Origin of the sequence: Saccharopolyspora antimicrobica (genome assembly GCF_003635025.1) — a bacterium.
Lineage (GTDB): Bacteria > Actinomycetota > Actinomycetes > Mycobacteriales > Pseudonocardiaceae > Saccharopolyspora > Saccharopolyspora antimicrobica.
This window is the reverse complement of record NZ_RBXX01000002.1, coordinates 3,960,255-3,982,035: the sequence shown is the minus strand read 5'-3', so window position 1 is coordinate 3,982,035 and position 21,781 is coordinate 3,960,255. Positions and strand designations below refer to the sequence as shown.

Annotated in this window: 21 protein-coding genes; 8 read left to right on the top strand and 13 right to left on the bottom strand. The window is 67.5% G+C overall.

Going from position 1 to position 21,781, the window contains the following annotated elements:
- Nucleotides 1–373 precede the first annotated feature (373 nt).
- The 3 genes from ATL45_RS19365 to ATL45_RS38940 are packed head-to-tail and all read right to left on the bottom strand — an operon-like array spanning nucleotide 374 to nucleotide 1,297.
- Entirely contained in the window at nucleotides 374–694 is a 321-nt protein-coding gene (locus ATL45_RS19365) for a hypothetical protein (protein ID WP_246025435.1), read from the bottom strand.
- Nucleotides 695–702: 8 nt separating this feature from the next.
- A complete protein-coding gene (locus ATL45_RS19360; RefSeq protein ID WP_093157803.1) occupies nucleotides 703–1,143 on the bottom strand; it encodes a hypothetical protein in 441 nt (146 codons plus the stop codon).
- Nucleotides 1,124–1,297, bottom strand: a complete 174-nt coding sequence (locus ATL45_RS38940) for a hypothetical protein (protein ID WP_170210275.1) — start codon at nucleotides 1,295–1,297, stop codon at nucleotides 1,124–1,126. The genes ATL45_RS19360 and ATL45_RS38940 overlap by 20 nt, the downstream gene beginning before the upstream one ends.
- Before the next feature lie 192 nt (nucleotides 1,298–1,489).
- On the opposite strand from ATL45_RS38940, the gene ATL45_RS19355 reads away from it, so the two are divergent.
- From ATL45_RS19355 to ATL45_RS19340, 3 genes are all read left to right on the top strand, one after another.
- The gene (locus ATL45_RS19355) at nucleotides 1,490–2,872 is read left to right on the top strand and encodes a helix-turn-helix domain-containing protein (protein WP_093157805.1); all 1,383 of its coding nucleotides are present in this window, start codon (nucleotides 1,490–1,492) and stop codon (nucleotides 2,870–2,872) included.
- 11 nt (nucleotides 2,873–2,883) lie between these two features.
- Nucleotides 2,884–3,258 carry a hypothetical protein gene (locus ATL45_RS19350; RefSeq protein WP_093157806.1) on the top strand — a complete coding sequence of 125 codons (375 nt, stop codon included), beginning with the start codon at nucleotides 2,884–2,886 and terminating at the stop codon, nucleotides 3,256–3,258.
- Nucleotides 3,259–3,591: 333 nt separating this feature from the next.
- On the top strand, nucleotides 3,592–4,695 hold the full coding sequence (locus ATL45_RS19340; protein ID WP_246025434.1) for a sodium:solute symporter family protein: 1,104 nt from the start codon (nucleotides 3,592–3,594) through the stop codon (nucleotides 4,693–4,695).
- Nucleotides 4,696–4,752: 57 nt separating this feature from the next.
- Here the strand turns inward: ATL45_RS19340 and ATL45_RS19335 are convergent, their stop codons facing one another.
- From ATL45_RS19335 to ATL45_RS19310, 6 genes are all read right to left on the bottom strand, one after another.
- The gene (locus ATL45_RS19335) at nucleotides 4,753–5,697 is read right to left on the bottom strand and encodes a patatin-like phospholipase family protein (RefSeq protein WP_093157809.1); all 945 of its coding nucleotides are present in this window, start codon (nucleotides 5,695–5,697) and stop codon (nucleotides 4,753–4,755) included.
- Between the two features lie 62 nt (nucleotides 5,698–5,759).
- Nucleotides 5,760–6,194 carry an alternative ribosome rescue aminoacyl-tRNA hydrolase ArfB gene (gene arfB, locus ATL45_RS19330; RefSeq protein WP_093157963.1) on the bottom strand — a complete coding sequence of 145 codons (435 nt, stop codon included), beginning with the start codon at nucleotides 6,192–6,194 and terminating at the stop codon, nucleotides 5,760–5,762.
- Nucleotides 6,195–6,319: 125 nt separating this feature from the next.
- The gene (locus ATL45_RS19325; protein ID WP_093157965.1) at nucleotides 6,320–7,681 is read right to left on the bottom strand and encodes a serine hydrolase domain-containing protein; all 1,362 of its coding nucleotides are present in this window, start codon (nucleotides 7,679–7,681) and stop codon (nucleotides 6,320–6,322) included.
- Nucleotides 7,682–7,762: 81 nt separating this feature from the next.
- A complete protein-coding gene (locus ATL45_RS19320) occupies nucleotides 7,763–8,719 on the bottom strand; it encodes a CPBP family intramembrane glutamic endopeptidase (protein WP_177242072.1) in 957 nt (318 codons plus the stop codon).
- Nucleotides 8,720–9,014: 295 nt separating this feature from the next.
- Nucleotides 9,015–9,269 carry a hypothetical protein gene (locus ATL45_RS19315; RefSeq protein WP_143121748.1) on the bottom strand — a complete coding sequence of 85 codons (255 nt, stop codon included), beginning with the start codon at nucleotides 9,267–9,269 and terminating at the stop codon, nucleotides 9,015–9,017.
- Nucleotides 9,270–9,620: 351 nt separating this feature from the next.
- Entirely contained in the window at nucleotides 9,621–11,723 is a 2,103-nt protein-coding gene (locus ATL45_RS19310; protein WP_246025433.1) for a transglycosylase domain-containing protein, read from the bottom strand.
- Between the two features lie 277 nt (nucleotides 11,724–12,000).
- On the opposite strand from ATL45_RS19310, the gene ATL45_RS19305 reads away from it, so the two are divergent.
- Nucleotides 12,001–12,378, top strand: a complete 378-nt coding sequence (locus tag ATL45_RS19305; protein WP_093157815.1) for a hypothetical protein — start codon at nucleotides 12,001–12,003, stop codon at nucleotides 12,376–12,378.
- Here ATL45_RS19305 and ATL45_RS19300 read toward each other — a convergent pair.
- Together ATL45_RS19300 and ATL45_RS19295 are read right to left on the bottom strand one after the other, a co-directional pair.
- Nucleotides 12,371–12,775, bottom strand: a complete 405-nt coding sequence (locus tag ATL45_RS19300; RefSeq protein ID WP_093157817.1) for a hypothetical protein — start codon at nucleotides 12,773–12,775, stop codon at nucleotides 12,371–12,373. The genes ATL45_RS19305 and ATL45_RS19300 overlap by 8 nt on opposite strands.
- A gap of 274 nt (nucleotides 12,776–13,049) precedes the next feature.
- Nucleotides 13,050–14,126 carry an MFS transporter gene (locus ATL45_RS19295; protein ID WP_246025432.1) on the bottom strand — a complete coding sequence of 359 codons (1,077 nt, stop codon included), beginning with the start codon at nucleotides 14,124–14,126 and terminating at the stop codon, nucleotides 13,050–13,052.
- Nucleotides 14,127–14,332: 206 nt separating this feature from the next.
- Between ATL45_RS19295 and ATL45_RS19290 the strand changes: the two genes are divergently transcribed.
- Nucleotides 14,333–15,574, top strand: coding sequence for a M14 family zinc carboxypeptidase (locus ATL45_RS19290; RefSeq protein ID WP_177242073.1), 1,242 nt, complete (start codon nucleotides 14,333–14,335; stop codon nucleotides 15,572–15,574).
- 275 nt (nucleotides 15,575–15,849) lie between these two features.
- Here ATL45_RS19290 and ATL45_RS19285 read toward each other — a convergent pair whose 3' ends face one another.
- Together ATL45_RS19285 and ATL45_RS19280 are read right to left on the bottom strand one after the other, a co-directional pair.
- Nucleotides 15,850–16,563: a DUF6319 family protein gene (locus ATL45_RS19285; protein WP_093157818.1), complete on the bottom strand. Its 714-nt coding sequence runs from the start codon at nucleotides 16,561–16,563 to the stop codon at nucleotides 15,850–15,852.
- An 82-nt stretch (nucleotides 16,564–16,645) separates the two neighbouring features.
- Entirely contained in the window at nucleotides 16,646–18,142 is a 1,497-nt protein-coding gene (locus ATL45_RS19280) for a flavin-containing monooxygenase (RefSeq protein ID WP_093157969.1), read from the bottom strand.
- An 83-nt stretch (nucleotides 18,143–18,225) separates the two neighbouring features.
- On the opposite strand from ATL45_RS19280, the gene ATL45_RS19275 reads away from it, so the two are divergent.
- The 3 genes from ATL45_RS19275 (at nucleotide 18,226) to ATL45_RS19265 (ending at nucleotide 21,762) form a co-directional block, all read left to right on the top strand.
- Nucleotides 18,226–18,840: a TetR/AcrR family transcriptional regulator gene (locus ATL45_RS19275; RefSeq protein ID WP_093157820.1), complete on the top strand. Its 615-nt coding sequence runs from the start codon at nucleotides 18,226–18,228 to the stop codon at nucleotides 18,838–18,840.
- 115 nt (nucleotides 18,841–18,955) lie between these two features.
- Nucleotides 18,956–19,795 carry a hypothetical protein gene (locus tag ATL45_RS19270; protein WP_143121749.1) on the top strand — a complete coding sequence of 280 codons (840 nt, stop codon included), beginning with the start codon at nucleotides 18,956–18,958 and terminating at the stop codon, nucleotides 19,793–19,795.
- 605 nt (nucleotides 19,796–20,400) lie between these two features.
- Nucleotides 20,401–21,762 carry an MFS transporter gene (locus ATL45_RS19265; protein ID WP_246025431.1) on the top strand — a complete coding sequence of 454 codons (1,362 nt, stop codon included), beginning with the start codon at nucleotides 20,401–20,403 and terminating at the stop codon, nucleotides 21,760–21,762.
- Nucleotides 21,763–21,781: the final 19 nt, after the last annotated feature.

Here is a 21,781-nt window from a genome sequence, read left to right as displayed (position 1 = left end):
CGTGGGCGTCTTCCACGTGATCTCCTTACTGTTCACAGGGTTTGGGTCACCGGGTGCACCGAGGGGCGGTGCTCCCGGTGACCGCCGCTCCGGCGCCGTCCAGCGGTCCGGCACCGGAGCGGTGCGCGGGTCGGTTGCGGCGCAGCTGCCGCGCGTCGACCCGCTGCCACGGGCCCGGCGCTCCCCAGCCGAACCCGATGCCCCTGGCAGCGTTGTGCCGGGGGAAGGCGACGGCCGGGTGACGCTGGGGGTCGTCGCACCCCGGCCATCGGAGTGCCCGGCCGCCCTGGGGGTCAGCGGCGGGGCGCGTGGTTCCGGCGAGGGCACCGGCCTTGGGAGGGGGAAGAGTCGGCCGCGGTGCCCCCGCCGAGCTCTACAACTTCTGCAGCCCGGCCAGGGCACGGCGCAGCGTCCACCGGTGGGTCGCCATCACCTCGGGGTCGTCGAGCGGCAACCCGGCCTCGACTGCCGGGAGCAACCGCGTTTCCTCCACCGCGAGCGCGTCGGCGAGATCGCCGCGCATCACCAGCGGTTCGCGGAGCCGGTGTCGACCGCCGGTGGTGGCCTCGGCCTCGGCCTGCGCGAGTAGCTGCTCAACCGTGAGTGCGCCTTCGCCGGACCCGCCGTGCGTGCCCCACTCGGCGAAGTAGCGCAATGCCCACCACGCCGCCAGCACGAGCGCGACAAGACTCACCAGAGTTCCTACGACGACCATCCGTTCGCCCCTTCCAATCTGCGCGGCTGGGATGGCCCGATGAGCTGGGACGGCCTGATCGTCACCGGACGGCCGAGATCATCGGGCAGGAAGCACAGCCGGTCGGGGCGCAGCACCGCGATCGGTGCATCCGGGTGGCCTGGCTCGGGAAGTGCGAGGACAGCGCGCAGGGTCCACACCGCCGAGGAGTGGTACTGCCAGGACACCAGCACGGGCACAAACGGGTCCGAGCCGAGCATGGTCGGAGTGCGGAAGGCGGTCGCGTCGTTATCGCCCGTCTCGCCGCGGAGGATCACCACGTCCGCGCAGGTCTGCCACCTGTGCACCGCCGCGACGATGCCGGGACCGTGTTTCGGGCCGAATACCCACACCGTCCACTCGTTGGACCCCAGCTCGGTCAGCAAGAGGTCAATCTCGGAAGACGACATCGTGTACCGCCTCCTGCCAGTCGTCGTTGGCGACTTCCGGCCTGGCTTTGCGCCGCATCCGCACTTCGTCGGCGACGATGACTAACCCGCTGACCACGGCCGAACCGAGGACAACGACAGCCATCACGACGAGCGCTGCTGAAAAACTGCCCACCTGCACCCTCCCGAGGTCCCGGTCGCCGCAGCGAGATCCGTTGCTCTACGCAGTCGCCACGTAACCGTGTGGAACTGATGTGGGGGATGATGTGGGCGAAACTCCCACACCTAGCCGTGTCACCGTGTTCACGCAGGTAGCTACGCTGAGACGCGTACCGGACACGTGCCGCGCACTCGACAGGAGACCTTCATGGCCCGAACGCCAGAAGCGATCATCGAACTGCGCCGCGCCCTGGGAGCCGCGCTTCGCAGTTTCCGGGAGGCTTCGCCGCTCGACCAAGCGGCCATCGGGAGGATCACCGCCTACTCGCGCACGTCGATCTCGCACATCGAGGCCGGCCGCCAGTTCCCCAGCCGCGACTTCTGGCAGACCGCTGACCAGCTGCTCGAAGCAGGCGGCGAACTGCTCACCCACTTCGACCGCGTGGTCGCAGAGGAGAAGCGGATCAGGATTGCCGAGCTGCAAGGCATGCCGGTACGAAGGAGTGACCAAGCAACACGACCATCGCGGTTTCCCGGCTCGCCGCACGACGACGATAGGCAACGTGACGACGTGAATCGCCGTGAACTACTCCGCCTGGTGACGGCCACGGGAAGTCTGCTAGCCATCCCCACAATCGATGCCGACCGGCTCCGGCACGCCGCCCAACACCCCCGCCACCTCGACCCCGCGACCATGGACACCTACGAGCGACTGAACGCCGAGCTCTGGACGAAGTTCGCCGAGTCACGATCCAAACGCGATGTCCTCCCGGCAGCACGGCAACAGCTCGCCGCCCTCAACGCCAGCCTGAACGAACCGCAGAGCTCCGACGTGCGGCGCCGGTTGTGCACGCTCGCTGGTGACCTGTTCCAGCTCTGCGGCGAAATCTTCTTCGACAGCGACAACTACGCCGACGCCGCGCACTGCTACGCCGAAGCCGCCCACGTCAGCAAGGAAGCCCACGAGTTCGACCTCTGGGCGTGCGCGATGACCCGACATGCCTTCATCAACATCTACGAGCGCCAGTACCAGCACGCCTCCCCGCTACTCGACGGAGCCGCGCAGCTCGCGGTGAGGGGCAAACCCGCTCGCACGACCCGGTACTGGGTCGCTGCCGTCCAGGCGCAGACCTTCGCCGGGCTCGGGAACCTGCCCGCCTGCCAGCGCGCGTTGGACAAGGCCGAGCAAGTCGTCAACGTCGACAACAAGGCGCCGGCCACCGGCTGGCTCCGCTTCGAGGGATCACGACTGGACGAGGAACGCGGAGCGTGCTTCGTCACGCTTCGCCGCCCAGACCTGGCCGAGCCCGCACTCACCAAGGCACTGGGACAGGCCACCTCGGCGCGGCGCCGCGGAAGCGTACTCGTCGACCTTGCCACCGTGGGCGCCCAGCGCGGCGACGTCGACCAGCTCGTCATGCGGGGCGCCGCGGCCGTGGACAGCGCCTGGCAGACGGCGTCGGTCGGCTACCTCGGCCGCAAGCTCACAGACCTACGGGAGCACCTGGTGCCGTTCCTCGCCGATCGGCATGTGCGGTACCTGGAATCGCAGATCACGGATGTTGTGACCGCATCCGGCCCAACGCAGTGAGGAGAGGTTCAGTGTCAGACGAGAACGGGCGCGTTTTCCGTGAGGCGTGGATCGCGGGTGTGAACAAGTACTACCCCGGCGAGCCGAAGCCCGGCTACATCACGCCGTGGGAGGAAACGCCGGATTGGGAGCGCGCCAGCGCGGCGGCCGTGTACCAGCAGGTGCACGACTTCATCGTCGTGACCGAGGGCAGCACGGCCAAGCTCACCCGCGAACAGAAGGGCCGTTTCGTCGCTCTGTGCTGGATTGGGCAGATCTTCAAGCACTTCGACGACCCCAAGCCCGCCTACGTCGCGGACTGGGCCGCCATGCCCGAATGGCAGAAGGAAACCGACTCCGACATCTTCGAGCGCATCGAGCAGGAAGTCACGTCCCACTCCGCCTGACAGCAACGTCCGAACGCAAAGAGTGCCCGCCCGAAAACACCTGTCGGGCAGGCACTCTGCGTTGTTTCTCCGGAACCCAGCTGCTGGTCAGCGTCCCAGTTCGCGACGATCGGCGCGCGTAGCCTCGGCGCGGATAGCTCCCGGCAGCCTCACGGAGATGTACCGGTGGACACCGGAACCGCCGTCCCTCAGCGGGTAGTCGCGACCGCCGACTACCTCCATGACGCGGGCGATGGCTGCCTCAACGTGGTCGGCTTCCGTCGGGCTGACCGGGCCGATCCTAATGCGCGCGATCACCGGCGCCCCACCAGCATTGGGCTGTGAGCTGCGACGATGCATTTCAGTCCTCCGTATCGGTCGGAGGGTCTTTTGCTTCCCTTGTTGCAGATCACGGGGATGGGCGTCGTCGTTTCCACCATCAGCTACGGAACGATCAGCCTGGGCACCGGCTACGTCATCGCGTTCGTGGTGACCGAGGCGTTCATCATCTTCTCCGGGCTGCGTGGCAGCGCATGGGTGTCGATCCTCAAGGACAGCCTGGTGATCGTCACGCTGCTGGCGGTCTTCGTCTACGTTCCCGTGCACTACTTCGGCGGGATCGGCCCGATGCTGGACCGTCTGGTCGCTGAACGTCCACAATGGCTCGTTCTGCCGGGTCAGGGCAAGGAATCCCTTGGCATGCTGTGGTTCGCCACCACGGGGCTGCTCAACGGCGTCGTCTACACGATCTTCCCGACTACGGTCGCCGGCTACCTCGGCGCGAAGAATCCCGGTGTGCTGAGGCGCAACGCGATCATCATGCCCTTCTACCAGGTCTTGCTGTTCGTCCCCATCCTTCTGGGGCTGGCCGCGGTGTTCGTGGTTCCGGGACTGAGCGATTCGAACCTCGCCATGTTCGAGCTCGTCGTCGATTCCATGCCGGCGTGGATGGTCGGGCTCGTCGGCGTTGCCGGAGCTCTCTCATCGATCGTCCCGATGGCCGTGTTCATGCTCGTGATCGGCACGATGTGGGGCCGCTCGGTGCTGGGAGTGCATCCGCGGACGGCACCTCACCAGAAGCGGCTCTCGCAGCTGGTCACCTTCCTCGTCGGGTTGGTCGCCTTGCTGTTCACCTTCGTCTCGCCGAGCACGCTGGTGCAGCTATCGGTGCTCTCCTACCAGGGATTGGCTCAACTGCTGCCGGTGGTGCTGATCAGCCTGCTGTGGAAGCGCATGACGGTCGCAGGAGCAGCGAGCGGACTCGCGGTGGGCGTGGCCGTCGTAGCAGTGCTCGTCAGCACCGGGAACGATCCGTTGCTCGGCATCAACGCCGGCTTGATCGGACTCGTGGTGAACATCGCGGTAAACGTGCTGGTCAGCCTGGCTCGCCCATCAACGGCTCCTGCCGACCGGCTGGCTGTCGACGAGCTCGCCGAGGTTCGATCCGGCCGAAGCTGAAGCATGGGAACCTTCCGGTCAGCCAGGTGACAGGAAGGTTCCCATGCTCGCACTAGGTCACGGCATTGTCGGAGCGACGTCGGAGACCCCGAACTGACCGCTCTCGAGCGGATGCCCACCGATGTCGACTGGCCCTTCCGGAACTGGCTTCGCGGACGGGTACCACCGGCGGGCGATCTCCCAAGCCGCATCGATCAGCGCGCTGGCGTGCGCGAACGAGTACGGCGAAAGACCCACCACGGATGGAGCGGGGACGATGTAGAGCTCGCAGCGCGTTGCGTTCAACTGCATGTCCAGCCTCGCCGCGGACAGCATCGCCGCGCCCAGTGCGGCACCGTTCACTCCGCCGACCGATCGCGGTGGGACCCTCGGCGTCGGCCAGGTCGCGATCGAACCGATGCCGCGCTTCGACTGGTTGTACTCGAAGCGCTCTGTCCCACCGCACGGCAGCACGAAGACGCGCTCCGCTCCTCGCTCGACGGCGCGGCTGATCGGCATGAAAACCGCCGGTCCGCCGTCGACCAGCCACCGGTCACCGATCTTGACCGGCGGGAACATCCCCGGGATCGAGCACGACGCGACCAGTGGAGGCAGCGCGGGGCCCGACTCGTAGTACACGGGGTCACCACTGTCGATGTCGGTCGCCGTGACAGTCACCGGGATCTGCGCGTCCTCCAACCGCCGGAACGGGAGGTTGTTGTGCAGCCAGCGGGCCAGACCGTGATTGCCCATCACATGGTTGGACAAGCCGAGCTTCCCCGCGAGGATCCGCGACGGCTGGATGGGGAACACATCCGTTCGCCGCATCGAAGCCCATATTTCGCGTAGCTTCTCCGCGCCGTTCGGCGTGGGGTTGCCCGCCAGCCAGGCAGCGTTGAGCGAACCCGCCGACGTGCCGACGAGCAGGTCTGGTTCAACGCCTGCTTCGAAAAGCGCGGAGACCAGTCCGGCCTGGATCGCTCCGAAAGTGGAACCACCCGGCAAAACCCACGCTGTGCGCATCAGCAGTGCCCTTCCGCTCTCGTTCTGCTGTTGAGGCTAGTCGTTAGTGGCGCATCGGCAGCTCATCCGTCGCCTGGATCACCCCGACGACGCTGCCGCTTCACCTCGGAACGCTGCTTCTTGCCGGTCAGCCGCCGCTGCTGGGATCCCTTGGTCGGCTTGGTGCGTCGCCGTTTGGGCCCCGGCGGAGCGACCGCCTCCGCCAGCAATGCGGCCAGCCTCTGCCGCGCTGCCTGACGATTGGCCAGCTGGGCACGGTTCTCCGACGCCACGACTGTGATCACACCATCGACGAGCCGCTTCGCAAGTCGGTTCGCGGCACGCTGCCGGAGGAATTCGGGCATTGACGTCGACCTAGCGAGATCGAAGGAGAGTTCGACCCGCGAGTCGGTTGTGTTCACACCCTGTCCACCGGGCCCTGATGATCGCGAAAAGCGCTCGGAGAGCTCGGCCGCGGGAATGTGCCAACGGCTGGTGATGGGGAGGTCTCCGGACATACCGAACAGCATGCCTCACACCGCAGCCCTGCTCGCGCCAGCCCACCGAGGGACTTCGGAGCATGGGAACCTTCCTGTCATCCGTGACAGGAAGATTCCCATGCGTCACTTCCCCGCGGGGCCGATCAACGGCCGTGGCGCCAGCCCGCCACGCCGCCGGGGACCGGTGCCTCGCTGGCGTACGGCGTGCGCGTGAAGATGAACGTGTTCAGGTTGAGGTGGGTGGGAGTGCCCTCCGCATCCCGGCCGACCTCCAGCGTTTCGCCCGAGTAGTAGCCGTCCAGGCCGGTCCAGGTGCCGTCGGAGTTGGCGCGGAACCGCGATGCCCGGCCCCTGCCCTTCGACGGGGCGAGGTCGAGCAGGCCATCTGGGCGGATCCGCAGCACATAGGGGCTCGGGCCCCAGTACCACTGACCGGTGAGTTCCAGCAGCCGCATGTCCACGTCCGCGCTGGGCTCCCAGGCTTCGGGGATTCGCGGCTCGTGCTGGGCGAGCAGGTCGAGCAGGTCCGTGGAGAACGTTCCGCTCATCCCCGAGGTCGTGTTCGCCATGTAGATCACGCCGGTGGCGTCGTCCGGATCCGACCAGAGGTTCGCGACGAACCCGGGCATCGACCCGGTGTGGCCGGCCAGCCGTCGCCCCCGGTACCGCATCAGCTGCAGTCCGAGCCCGTAGCCGCCCCGCCATTCCGGTCCGTCGTCGACCGAGCCGGGCGAGCGCATTTCCAGGACCGTGTCGGGGTGCAGCACTTCGCCGGTGTCTCCGCCCACGAACCGCACCCACGTGACCATGTCGTCGAACGTCGACCACAGCTGGCCCGCCGGGGCCATCGCCCCCGCGTCTTCGGCCGGCTCGGACAGCACGACGTCCGCCCACGGGTGCACGGCCAATCCCTCGGCGTGGGGCGCGACCGGCTCCAGAGTGGTGCGCTTCATGCCCAGCGGCGCCAAGATCTCGCGCTGCATCACCTCGTGCCAAGGGGCACCGCGCAGGCGCGAAACCAGTTCGCCCAGGACGCCGAAGCCCACGTTGGAGTAGTGGAAGCCGTGGTTCGGTGTGGGGCGCAGTGCGCTTTCATCGATTCCGGCGAGCAGCTCGGCAGCATCGCCTCCGGGAGTCCGTTCCCACCACTGGCCGGCCGGCTCCGCCGTGAGGCCGCTGGACTGCGAGAGGAGCGAACCGATGCTGCGGTTGCCGATCGAAGTTCCCGGCAAGTAGTCGTCGAGCCTGTCGGCCAGGTCGAGCCGGCCTTCATCCCGCAGGCGCATCACGAGCACCGCGACGAACGTCTTCGTGATCGAACCGATCCGGTACTGGGTGTCGGTGCTCGAAGGCCGGCCACCGACCTTGCCCCGGGAATCGACCCAGATCGTTTCACCATCCCGGACCAGCCCCGCGATCAGCGAGGGGACCCGGTTCTCGCTCTGCTCCACCGCCAGGCGCCGCAGCAGGGCGCGCTGGGTGGAGGGCAGCAGACTCGTCAACATGCCTCCCATGCTTTCACCCACCGCCGCCGTGGGATCAGCGTGCGGCGAGTGACAGGAAAGTTCCCATGCTTGCGCTCCCGATCATCGGCGGCTGCGGCGGTTGACGCCACGGGCTATTCCGCTCTGCTCCACGTGGAAGCGCACCGGGAGCTTGCCGAGCAGCATGAGCACCAGGATCAGCAGTGCCAGGACGATCCAGCCGGTCCAGCCGAGGAGCCCGACCGATGCGTTGTCGACCGCGTACCCGGCCTGGCTGAAGACGATGGTCAAGCCGGCTGCCGCGTTGAGGAAGCCGTGGGCGATCGCTGCCGGCCAGACGCTTCCGGTGGCCAGCCGGAGCCAGCCGAGCAGCGTTCCGACCAGGATGCAGAAGCACATCATCATCATGAACGCGACCACGATCGGAACCGTCGGGTAGTTGAACCCGAGGATCAGCACAGGTCCGTGCCAGAGTCCCCAGAGCACACCGGTGGTGAGGAAGGCACCGGGTTGTCCGAGCGGAAGCAGGGCCTGCACCAGGTATCCGCGCCAGCCGAGCTCTTCGCCCAGGGCGGGAATGACCTGCAACCAGCCGAGCCCGAATACCTGGGCGATCTGGATGAGCGCCAGCATCCCGGGCGAGGTCTGTGGCTCAGCACCGATCACGCCTGTCCCGAACTGCTCGGTCAGGCCGGAGAAGCCCGTCCAGTCGGCTTTGTAGATCCCGAGCAGGTAGCCGACCAGGAGCGCGAGCACCATGGCAAGCGGAGGCCCCAGCCAAGCGACCAGGATGTGCGGCCACCACTTCTTGATACCGCCGGGGTTGGTCAGTCCGATGCTGCGCAGCGGCTTCGCGCTCGGGCTTATCCACTTGCTGACCACCAGAGCGGCGACTGCGGGCATGAACATCATGACGAGGAGCACGACAGGTGCCCAGGTCCACGACAGTCCTTCGCCGGTAAGCCACAGCGGCAAGGTCAACAGCCACGTCGGCAGGTAGGCGATCACGACAAAGCTGACAACGCCGCGAACATCGACTCGATCTTGCTCGGTGCTCACGGAAGCATTCTGCCAGCACATCCTTAGCGCCAGCTGAGCGTCTGGGTCGGCGAACAAAGGGAATCCTCTCGCCGCGCAGCTGACAGGAAGGTTCCCTTGCTCGCACCGCCGGGCGTGGCCCGCTTTGGGCGCAAATCACCCTGCTTCAGCTTCTTCGGGTGACCTGGCCGACTGCGCGCACTTCCCGGACTGCGCCGACGGGCACCCCGGACTCCAGGCACTCCGGTAGGTGAACGCACAACAGTGCCTGCCCAGCTTCCGACATGAGAAGAATGGACAAGGAAACTGACGCCGCTCACTTCTTCCGGGTAACCGCACGGACGATCCGAAACACACTGACAGCGAAACCCGGCCCCACTATCACACCGAGAATCAAAAACCCCCGCCAATCCGCTCCTTCCACCACGAGCCAGATGAACGGCGCGGTCAGCACCAAAAGATAGACAGCGAGGAAAACGATTCTCGCGACCACGCGCTTGATTGGCGCCAGCGCAACACCCACCAGCAACGCCGCCAACGCAATACCCGGCTCCACCAAGCTAAAGATCATGGCCCACCCACCCGTAATCAGGAACCACTCTGAACGGAAAACCATGAGACCGCAGCAGTTCGGGTTCGATGATACGAATCTGTCGACGAACCCACCCCAGCCATCTTGAGGCTAGAGCTAATCGATCAGGCCCACAAGCGTAATGAAAACCACTCCACGACCCCAGAATAAACCCGTTCGGCGGTACCGAAATCAGGCAGCCAGGAAATCACCAAGCGGCAGAAGAGCCGTTTTACGCGACCGAATTCGATATTTGCCCATCCGCTTTCTTCCGAAGACCAGAAAGCGAAAGCCCGTGCTCATCCATTTGGACGAGCACGGGCTGGTCGACGTTTGCGGCGCCTGGACCGACTACGGCAGCGGGGCCACCGGCAGGCCTTCGTGGATCCGGTTCATCGCCGCGAACCACGTTCTGGCCGGCACCTTGCCACCGTAGATGTTGCCGCCGTTCTTGCCGCAGAGGCGCGGCGGCTCGTTACCACCGCCGTCGCAGATGCCCTGCGGGATGCGGCCGTCGGAGTAGGTCAGGACCGCACCCGACATCTGCGGGGTGGCTGCGAGGAACGCCGCCGACTGGTGCGCCTGCGTGGTTCCCGTCTTGCCGATCATCGGCCGCGTCCAGCCGGCCTCCTGCGCGGCCATCCGGGAGGTGCCGTCGGTGTCGTCCTTGCTCATGCCCTGCGCCAGCGCCGCCGCGACCTCCGGGGACACTGCTCGCTCGCACTTCGCCTCTTTGAGCGGCACCGGGTTGCCCAGCCGGTCCTTGACCTCCTCGATCGGGGTCGGCGGGCAGTACATGCCGCCGCTCATGATCGTCGCTCCAACGTTGGAGAGCTCCAGGACGCTGGTCGGGGTGTAGCCGAGGGTGAACGCTCCGCGGTTGCCGTTCTTGATCGCTTCCGCCTGGGACGGCCCGTTGGAACCGTCCGACTTCAGGATCTGGCCGCTGGTGTTCACGCCGTTCATCCCGCGACGCAGTCCGAGGCGGGCGGCCATGTCGACGACGTTGTCGAGACCGGCACGTTCGGAGAGCGCCACGAACGCCGTGTTGGGCGAGGTCGCGAGCGCCATCTGCAGCGTCCGCGGCCCTGGCGTCACACCGTCGGCGTTGCTGACCGTGTACGGCGCGGTGCCGTTGCGGTAGACGCGGGAGGTGTACGAGGCCGGCACGTCGATCACGTCGTGGATGCTCATGCCCTGCTCGATCGCAGCGGCAGCGGTGAACACCTTGTAGACCGAGCCCGCACCGAACGGCTGCACCCGGCTCACGATGTCGTAAGCAGTCTGTCCCTTGCTCGCGTCGTTGCCGAAGTCCCGGTTGGCGACCAGCGCCCGCACCTTGTGCTTCTCCTGGCCCGGTTCGACGACCGCCATGGCGTTGGCGATGCCTTCGGTCTGGGTCGGCACCTGGGCTTCCGCGGCGGCCTTGGCCGCTTCGGTGGACTTGCGGTCGAGCGTGGTGCGGATGGTGTAGCCGCCGGTCTTCAGCATCTTCCGGTCGATGCCGAGGTTGTCGAGGTAGTCGACGACGTAGGTGCAGAAGAAGCCGTCGGTGGTGCCGTCGCCGACGCCGACGCAGCCGTTCGGCGGGCGGCCCAGCGGGGACAGCGTGTTGAGCGGCTCCTGCTTGGCGCGCTCGGCGTCTTCCTTGGTGATGAACTTGTTGTTGGTCGGGTCCGTCATCAGGTCGATGACGAGGTCGCGCCGCCGCTTCGCGTCTTCGGGGTTGCTGTTGGGGTTCAGCGATCCCGGCGCGTTGACGATCGCGGCGAGCAGCGCGGACTGGGCGATGGTCAGCTTGTCCGGCGTGGTGCCGAAGTAGGTCTGCGAGGCCGCGCCCACGCCGAAGGTCTGGTTGCCGAAGGGCACCACGTTGAGGTATCCGGTGAGGATCTCCTCCTTGGTCATGGTGCGCTCGAGCTCGACGGCGATCTTGGCTTCGCGGAGCTTCCGCGCGATCGTCGTCTCCTTGGCCTTCTCGGCCTCGATCGGGTTGTCCGAGCCGGCGACCACGTGCACGAGGTAGTTCTTCACGTACTGCTGCGTGATGGTCGATGCGCCCTGCGACGCTTCACCGCTGCTCAGGTTGGTCGCCAGTGCGCGCATCGTGCCGTGCCAGTCGACGCCGCCGTGGTCCCAGAAGCGCTTGTCCTCGACCGCGGTGATCGCCGCTTTCATGTACTCGGAGATCTCATCGGAACCGGTTTCGACGCGGTAGTCGTCGAAGAAGTAGGCGATCGGTGCTCCGTCCTTGTCGGTGACCGTCGACACCTGCGGCATGTCCTGTCGCGCAAGGGAACTCGACATTTTGGACATGGCGTCGGTCGTCTGGTTGACCATCGCCCCGGCCCCGGTCGCCATCGGCAGCAGTAACGCCGCCACCAGTACGCCGGCCAGGACGCACAACCCGAACATCTTCAACAGCACGCCGCTGCGCACGCCTGCCCCAATCATCAAGTGTCCACCCGGCTCGACCACCGACCGCCGGTCGAAGCGCCCACCTGGAATCCGCCTCACGGTTCACCGGCCGGCCGGAGAGCATCCCGTCGACGACCGCATCAGCGGCCCCATCCGACACCTGCTCCTCTGCACTGCCAGCCAATTCGTTGATATCACATCGGCGATCCGAGCCGATGATGCACCGAACGGCCCAGCGAGCCTCAACACGCCCACTCCCGCGATCGAGATCACTACACTTGGTGATCAGCCGAGCCGATCGCGTGGAGGAGAAATGACCGACCCATTCCTGGATTCGCTGGCCACCGCGCTCGCCGGGCAAGCGGCGACAGCGCTGGGTGCGGCCGGGAAGGCCGCGCTGACGAAGGTCCGAGAGCTCGTCCAGCGGAGGTCGGAGCGCGATCCTGAGACGAAGGCCGCACTCGAAGCCGCTGAGCAGAGCGCGGATCAGCCGCAGATCACCGCGCTCGCCGAGCGGCTGGACCAGGTGTGCGCGGAGGACACCGAGTTCGCTGAACAGCTGCGCGCCGAGGGAGCTGAAGTGCACAACGCGATCTCGGCCACCAAGGGCAGCGTGGTCAACGTCAACCACGGGCAGGTGAAGAACCTGGTTCAGACCCGCGAGTTCAACGGCAACATCACGTTCAACTAGCGCGCCGGTCGGCATCGTTGAGCTCGGCCAGGTACCTGTTGTACTCGGCGAGCTCCGGATCCTCATCAGGGTCGACGCGCGGCGCCGGCGGCGGCACCAGCGGCCGCTTCCGGCGCACTTCCGGCTGCTCCACCACCTGCTCAGCGGACGCGTCCGCCTCCGGCGCGGCCTCCTCCCGCTCCCGGCTCAGATCCATGCGAGCCACGCGGATCCACAGGAAGATCGTGAACGCGCCGAACAGCGGCCACTGCAGCGCATAGCCGAGGTTCTGGAAACTCCCGCCGGCCTCGTGCGCGCGATCCCACTGCCACACGGCCAGGAAGCCGGTGGTGATCGTGGCCGCGATGAACAGCACGTGCAGAAGCAGCCAGCGCGGGGTCAAGAGGCTGCGGAACACACTTCGCATTCTAGGCGCTCGCGCCCGGGCGGAACCTCCGGCGTCGTCACGCACCGCTCACGGCACCGGACCGCTCCCCGGGCCGCCTCCTCGGGAGCTCGCGGGGGCGTGTGTTCGCAATCACATACGCGGCTGGCTGGGGGCTTCGCCTGGGGTGGATGACAGGAAGGTTCCCATGCTCGCAACACGCGCTCGCCGGGTGCAGGTGACAGGAAAGTTCCCATGCTCACAGCCTCGCGATACGGCGGTCGGTGACAGGAAAGTTCCCATCCTCTCAACCACGCCGGCGGCCGAAGGCAAGCGGCGCGCAGGCACCGATGAGCACGGCCATGATCACGAAGGTGAGGGGATAGCCGGACAGGGCGATCAGGATGCCGAAGCCGAGCGAGCCGAGCCCCTGGCCCGCGTCGTAGGCGATGTTCCAGGCCGTGCTGGCCACGCCGGAAGAGGTCCGCTCGAACATCATGACCAGGGTCGTGTTCTGCACCGCGCCGAAGCCGCAGCCGAACGCGACCGTGCCGAGCAGGGCAATCGGGTCCGCGCCCCACGCCGCCACCGCGAGCAGTCCGGCGCCGAGCCCCGCCAGCAGCACCGACGGGACCAGGATGCGGTGCTGGCCGAGCCGGTCGCCGAGCTGGCCCGCTCCCCAGCGGCCGAGCATCGTGGCGGCGCCGAAGGTCATCAGCGCCGCCGGGGCGACCGACTCGCCGATCGCCAACGGCAGGAAGGCGATGATGCCCCCGGCGCCGACCGCCACCGCGGTCATGACCGTCCAGGACGGCAGCAGCGCGAGGGGGAAGGTCGTGGCGCTCGCCTTGCCCGCGGGTTCGCGGGCCTGCACGCGGGACATGCCGAACAGCACGGTTGTGGCGGCGACCGGGAGCACACCCGCGATCCAGAACAGCGGGGTGAATCCGATCTGCTGGGTCAGCCAGACTCCCACCGGCAGGAAGATCACGTTCGGCAGCCCGATCGACAGCCCGTACAAGGCCGCCGCCCGGCCGCGCTGCTCGACCGGAACGAGCTCCGCCACGAGCGCGGCACCGGTCACGGTCAGCAGTCCGAAGCCGATGCCCCGCACGCTCGACACCGCGAGCAATAACCAGAGGTCGCTGGACAGTGCGTAGAGCGGTGTGGGCAGACCGATCAGGATCGTGCCCAGGCCGAAGGCGACCCGGTGGTCGATGCGTTTGAGCAACCACGGCATGCAGAGCTGTGTGATCACCGTCACCAGCATGAAGACGGCGTTCGTCGCGCCGGCCGCGATCTCACCGGCGCCACCCACCACCGCCCACAGCGGCAGCACCGGCATCAGCAGGATGTACCCGGCGAAGCCACCCACCGTTGCCACCAGCAGCAACCGGAACGAGGTGTGCTGCAGGGGCGTTCTGTTCCGCTCACGTGGTTCGACCGAGGCTCGCACCGCTACTTGATAGGCCTGAACCACGCCATCTGTCCATCCCCGCTCAACGCCCGGGATGTCCACTGCTGGCCGATTGTGGCTTTGATCGCGATCGGTTTGGCTGATGCCGTCCCAGCAACGGCAAGGAGTTCTGGATGCACCGGATGCGAGTACTGGCACTGGCCGCCGTGGTCGCGGGCGCGGCGTTCGTCCCCGCGACGACCACCGCACCGCTGAGCTCGGCAGCACCGCCGCCGTGCAGCGAGGAACCGCGAGAGAACCCGATCTCGGAGTTCACCAGCTACGACGAGCTCCTGGTCGAGCTCGACCGGATCGAGCGCGTCAGCGCGGGCCGGGTCGTGGTGGAGAAAATCGGCGAATCCAACCGGGGCCGCGACATGCTGCTGGCCCGGGTCGGCACCGGGCCGAAGGTGGTGCTGATCACCGCGGAGATCCACGGCAACGAGAAGACAGGGCCGGACGCGGCGCTGGACATCATCGACTACCTGGGCACTTCGAACTCCGCGCACGCCAGGAGGATCCGCGAGCAGCTGACCGTGGTGGCCATGCCGAAGATCAACCCCGATGCCGGAGCGCTGGACCGGCGCGGCAACGACATGACGTGGGAGGAAGCTCAGGCGCGCTTCCCGCAGCTGGCGACCGCGCAGGCCCCGTGGAACTACTACACCGAGCCGCGGCAGGGGGACGATTACTCGCAGCGCCCCGGCTTCGACGTCAACCGCGACTACAACCCGGACCTCGACTACCAGCCGCAGCCGCAGGACTTCCCCGGCGCCAGCGACAAGCCGGGTTGGTTCATCAGCCCCGAAACGCAGGCAGTGCGCGATGTGTACCGGTCGCTGCGCGACGAGTTCGGGGCGGTCGACACCTACATCGACCTGCACCACCAGGGCGCCTGCTACACGGTTCCGGGCACTGACCGCTTCGTGACGATGAGCCTGTCCGGCAAGTTCGTCGCCGACCCGGCCACTCCCGAGGGCTCGGCGTACGCCGAGTTCGCCGACACCTTCCGGCCCGAGTACTCCAAGCAGCTCAACGTGGCCGCCTACAACGCGCTGCAGGCGGCGGCCAACCAGAACCCCGACTTCGGCAACATCACGCTCTACCCGCAGGACACCAACCTGCCCGGCACGGGCCTTGGTTCGTTCCAGCTCAACGGCAGCGGCGCGGTGCTGTTCGAGGTGCGCGGCCAGACCCAGAACCTCGGTGAGCAGCACCGGGGGATGCTGACCCGCACGGTCTACATCGGCCTCGACGGGATCCTCTCGTCGATCGCGAGCGGGCAGGTCGACAACCTCGACCCGGCCGACTACGACCGCATCCCGCCCACCGACCGCGGCCAGCAGGCCAAGAGCGCGATCACCGAGATCGAGTAGAGCCGTCCTGATCGAGCGGGGTTCGCACTGCTTCGCGTGGTGCGAACTCCGCTCCGCCATCTGCGGCCTCCGCAGGCAAGCAAGATGACAGGAAGGTTCCCATGCTCGCAGCAGACACGTGGGCACCCGGGCCGTGGATAACAGGAAGGTTCCCATCCTCACCGTCACCGGGCATGCCGGTGGCAGGAAGGTTCCCTTCCTCATCTCGGGCGCGTGGACGTACGGGTGGTGGGTGACAGGAAAGTTCCCATGCTCGCGTCGGCGAGCCGGGCCGGTCAGGAGCGGAGGTCGTTCAGGGCCGCTTCGGCCGCTGCCAGTTCCGCGCGGAGCTGTTCGACTCGGACCCGCTGCTGTTCCCGGGCCGCTTCGATCAGCGGCTCGACCGCCGCCGCGACGTCGTCGTGCAGCGCCTTCGCCGCTTGCGCCACCGCTCCGGCCTGCACCGGGGTCGGCTTCAGCACCCGCTTCTTGGGTGTGCTGACCTCCACGCTCCACTGGCCGTCGTCGTCGGCCGTCAGCGTCACCGTCGCCCCGCCGACCGCCTTCGGCGGGCGCGGCTTGCGCCGGGCCGCCGGCTTCTCCTCCGCGCTCGGCTTCGCCGCTTCCGCCTGCTTCGCCGGGGTGGCCGGCTTCGCCGCGCTCTGCGCGGGCTTCGCCTGCGCCGCAGTCGTCACCCGGGGCAACGTCGCTCCCACCGTCTTGGGCTTCGCCGCGCTGGGAGCCGGCTTCGCCGGCTCGGGCGCGGCGGCGCGCTTGCGCGGTGGCTTCACCTTCGTGACCTCCGCCGCGGAGAAGGACAGGACGTCCTTCGAACCGGCCGGGCGGACCTGGATGAAGTCGCCTTCGGCCGGCTCGCCGAGCGAGATCACCTTCCCCGAGCGTCCTTCCGGAACGCCGATGGCGGAGCCGGTGAACCACACCGTCGGCGTGGTTCCGGCGTTCAGCTCGTCGCGGATCTCGCGCAGTTCGTCGGACGACAGCGGTGACATGGCCACACCTTGCTCAAGGGTGAGCCCCGGAGGGGCTGCTCGGCAGTGACCGCACCACTATATCGAACGTCCGTGCGAAGCTTCAACGACCCCGCGCCGCGGTGATCTCGAAGTCCGCAGGATCCACCTTTCGAGTGCGCAGCCAGTACTTCCAGGTGAAGCCGGGCCAGATGGTGCGGTTGACGCCGTTCTCGTCGAGGTACCAGCTGCGGCAGCCGCCAGCCGACCACACCGCGTCGCCGAGCTCGGACTGGATCTCGCTGTTGAAGTCGTCCTGCACCGACTGGCGGACGTCGAGCTGGGCCACCTTGCCGCGGCAGATCCCTCGCAAGGCGCCGAGCACGTAGTTCAGCTGCGACTCGATCATGAACACCACGGAGTTGTGGCCGAGCCCGGTGTTGGGCCCCAGCAGGAAGAACAGGTTCGGGAAGCCGGAGACGGCAACGCCCAGGTAAGCCTCCATCCCGTTGCGCCACGCGTCCTGGAGCTTGCGCCCGTCGCGGCCGACGATGGTCAGGTGATCGAAGGCGTCGGTGACGTGGAAACCGGTGCCGTAGATGATCGCGTCCACCGGGTGTTCCTGGCCGTCACCTGTGACCACGGAGTTCTTCCGCACCTCGGCGACACCGCTGGTCACCAGGTCCACATTGGATCGGTTGAGCGCCGGGTAGTAGTCGCTGGAGAGCAGGATCCGCTTGCAGCCCATGGAGTAGTCCGGAGTGACCGCGGCGCGCACCTCGGGATCCTTGACCGCCTTGCGGATGTAGCGCTTCGACAGGTGCTCGGAGAGCTTGCCGAGGTGCTTGTTGAACACCGCGAAGTAGCGCGCCTCGAGGGTCCAGTAGAGCGCGGCGCGGGCCGCCCGCTGGACCAGCGGAACCCGGCGGAACAGGCGCTGGAGGGCTTCGGGGACCGGCCGGTCGGGCTTGGGCTGGATCCACGGGGGCGTGCGCTGGAACAGGTGCAGCTTGGCGACCTTCTTGGCGATCTGGGGCACGAACTGGATCGCGCTGGCGCCGGTGCCGATCACCGCTACGCGCTTGCCGGCCAGGTCGAAGTCGTGGTTCCACTCCGCGGAGTGGAACACCTCGCCCTCGAAGTCCTGCACGCCCGGCAGTTCCGGGTAGCTCGGGATGTGCAGGGCGCCGACGCCGGAGACCAGCGCCTTGCCCACGTACTCGGAGCCGTCCGCGGTGCTCACGCGCCAGGTCTGGGTGGCCTCGTCGTACTCGGCGCCGGAGAACTCCACGCCGTAGTGGATGTGGTCGCGGACCCGGTACTTGTCCGCGCAGTGCTGCAGGTAGTCCGAGATCTCGCCCTGCCTGGCGAACATCCGCGACCAGTTCGGGTTCTGCTCGAACGAGAAGGAGTACATCAGGGACGGCACGTCGCAGGCGCAGCCCGGATAGGTGTTGTCGCGCCAGGTGCCACCGAGGTCAGCGGCCTTCTCCAGGACGATGAAGTCCTCGATCCCGGCCTGCTTGAGCTTGATGGCCATGCCCAGACCGGAGAACCCGGTCCCCACGATGACCACCGAGGTTCGGTAACTGCGCTGGTCCTTCGACTGCCGTTGCGCCATCAGGGCCTCCTCGGACACCGGCACGACTGATCTACTCAGCAGTAGGTTACTACGAGTAAGTTACTTGCGGTAGGGTTGATTTCGTGCAGACCCAGCAGGCATCAACCGGCCGGCGCAAGCGGATGTCGCGAGCCGAGCGGGAGCAGCAGATCCTGGCCGTGGCCGAGGAGGTGTTCGCCGCCGACGGCTACCAGGCGACCTCCATGGACGACATCGCGGCGCGGGTGGGCCTGTCCAAGCCGATGCTCTACGAGTACTTCGGCTCCAAGGAGGGCTTGCTGCTGGCCTGCCTGAAGCGGTGCAAGCGGGAGCTCATCGAGGCCAGCACCGTCGCGGCCGCCGGGGCGGACACCCCGGAACAACTCATGCACGACTGCCTGCTGGCGTTCTTCAGGTTCGGCGACGAGCACGCGCAGGCCTGGGCATTGCTGCGCAACGAGTCCGCCGTGCCCAGTGCGTCGGTGAGCTCCGAGCTCGAAGCGATCCGGTTGCAGCAGCGGGATTTCACATCCGGGCTGCTGAAAGCCGCCCGCCCAGATCTCGACGACGAGCAGCTGGAGGCCTTCGCCGAGGCGATCATCGGCGCCTGCGAGCGGCTGGCGCTGTGGCGGGAGCAGCGCCCGGAGGTCACGCCGGAGAAAGCGACCGAGCACCTGATGACGCTGTTCGCGCCGAGCCTCACCCAGAACCTCCGGTGAACACCTGAATTCACTCGTTCAGGTTGTCCCCGGCGCGCTGGGGTCAAGATCTTCTCAGGGTCTCCCGATACCGAGTCAGCTGTACCAACGCATCCGACCCCTAGGAGAACAGATCTTGCGCCCCTGGACCACGCGCACAGTACAGGCAGCCGTTGTGGCCGCGGGGTTCGCCGCAGTCGGTACCGGTGCCGCCTCCGCCGCGGAGACCACCGATCTGCCGAAGCCGGACCTGTCGTCGATTCCGGACCAGGTCGGGTTCACCGCCCCGGTCAACGCCTGCCAGATGCAGAAGGGCGCCGGGTTCAACCCCGTCAAGGCCCCGTGCGCGGACGCGCAGCTGCACGCGAGCTCGCCGAACCTGGTCAAGCAGGTCGGCGTGGACATCATCACCACCGGTCACGGGGTGGCCGGTGAGCTGCGGGACGGCCGCCCGCTGCTGGCGCCCGGCAAGCCGAACCAGGTGCTGAGCCACGTCCTCGCCGAGGGCAACCGGCTGACCGGGATGACCAAGACCCGGCCGACCATCGGCGTTTCGGCGGCCCCCGAGCACCTGGGCGTGCTCCACCAGCGGACCCCGAACGCCACGCTGCTCGACGCCGAGGTCGGCCCCCGAAAGCCCGGTCACCAGGGCGTTTCCGCGGTGGACACCGCTATCGACGCGACCGCCGTGCAGGGCTTCGAGGCGGAACCGGTGGCCAGCCCGGTGGGAGTGGTGGCGCCGACGCTGGCGCGCAACCCGCTCAACTCCCCCGGCCAGCCGATGCCGTTGCCCAAGCCCGCGGAGCTCCTGCCCGCGGTGGGCAAGATCCCGCCGCTGGCCGAGCTCGACAAGGGCCTCGGCGGTGGTGCCGGCGAGCTGTCGAACCAGCTCACCAGCCGCGTCCCGGCGAAGCCGGTGCACCAGATCACCGGCGTGCTGTACCCGACGGTCGGAAAGGTCGCCGACGCCCTCTGAGGCCGACCTGCTGCGCCGAGCGGCCCCGGATCACTGAGATCCGGGGCCGCTTTTCTTTTGCCTTCTTCCCGCGCGCGGAGCAATTCCGCGAATTCCGGATCTGTTTTACGAATCGGCCAGCCGAATTCCGGCCGGTCGATTTCGGTTCCGCTCATGCTCGCAGGGACTCCGACGGGCAGCACGTCTCTGCCGCGAGGATGGGAACTTTCCTGTCACCCGCGCCAGCGCCACGCGGCGTCACGCGTGCAAGGGAACCTTCCTGTCACCGGGCCTGCGGCCCGCTGCTGCGAGGAAGGGAACGTTCCTGTCACCTCACCCGCCGCGCTGTGGGGCACTCGGTGGAGCAAGGGAACCTTCCTGTCACCCGTGCCCGGAGCCATGCGGCGGGCACGTGCGCAAGGGAACCTTCCTGTCATCCGTCGAGCGCGGCTCGCGAGGTGGGGTTGAAGTGCGGGTTGCGGGTTTTCGCCTTGTGGTGGCTGGAATGGGCTGCTCGTGCGCGGCGAGGTTTCCGGGGTCACTTCAATGACAGGCTCGAATTCATGGATTCGGGAAATGGCGGGACTTCTGTTGGTTCCGCGCGTCGGTGGTGGACGCTTCCGGTGGTGAGCGCGGCTCAACTGCTGGTGGTGCTGGACGGGACGATCGTGAACATCGCGCTGCCTTCCGCGCAGGCCGCGCTCGGGATTTCCGATGCCGACCGGCAGTGGGCGATCACCCCCTATGCGCTGGCGTTCGGCGGGTTGTTGTTGATCGGTGGGCGAGTGAGCGGTGCGTTGGGGCATCGGCGCGGTTTCGTCGTCGGGTTGGTCGGGTTCGGCGTCGCGTCCGCGCTCGGCGGTCTCGCCTTCAGCCCCGGGATGCTGTTCGGTGCGCGGGCTCTGCAGGGCGTGTTCGCCGCTCTGCTCGCTCCAGCGGGTTTGTCTTTGCTGGCCAGCACGTTCACCGAGTCTCGGGAGCGGGGGCGCGCGTTCGGCGTCTTCGCCGGGGTCGGGGCGGCGGGGGCAGCTGTCGGGCTCATCGCCGGTGGGTTGCTGACCGAGTACGCCGGCTGGCGGTGGTGCTTCTACATCAACGTTCCGGTGGTCGCGCTCGCGCTGGCCGGTGCGGTGTTCGTGCCGGGGAGCGGACCGCAGGCCACCGGACGGCTCGATGTCGTCGGAGCGCTGTTGTCCACCGCGGGATTCGCCTCGGTCGTCTTCGCGTTCAGCCAGGCGGAATCGCGTGGTTGGGGTTCGGCGGTGGAGCTCGCGCTGCTGGCTTGCGGGGTGCTGCTGCTCGTCGCGTTCGTGGTCGTGGAGCTGCGGGCTTCGCATCCGCTGTTGCCGATCCACGTGTTCCGGGACCGTGCTCGTGGTGGGGCGTTCATCTCGATCACGCTGATGTTCGTCGCCATGTTCGGCTTCTACCTGTTCACGAGCTACTACGCGCAGACCGTCCTGGGCTGGTCGCCGGTCCGAACAGGACTGGCGCTGATCATCAACGCGGTCGCTGCCCTGGTCGGCTCGACGCTGATCGCCGGGAAGAGGCACGCTCCCGCCGCGCTCATCGTGCCCGGACTGATCGCCGCGGCCGCCGGGATGTTCGTGCTGGCACTGCTGACTCCGGAGAGCACGAACGTCTTCGCGCTGTACCTGGTTCCGGCGTTGGCGCTCACCGGACTGGGGCTCGGATGCGTCATGCCGCCGACCGCCAGCCTGGCGACCGCGGGCATCGCCGATCACGAGGTGGGTGCGGCCTCGGCCGCTTACAACGCGGCGCAGCAGATCGGCGCAGCGCTCGGCACCGCCTTGCTCAACAGCATCGCGACCAGCGCCGCCGCGTCCCACCCGGATGCGGGCAGCCATGCCGCGAGCGTGCACGGCTACACCACCGCGCTGACCTTCGGTTTCGGCATCCTCGCCGCTGCCGCACTCATCGCCGCTCCGCTGACCGCATCCCGCTCGCGTGCCGCCGTCCGCAGTTGAGTCCAAAGGAGACTTCGTG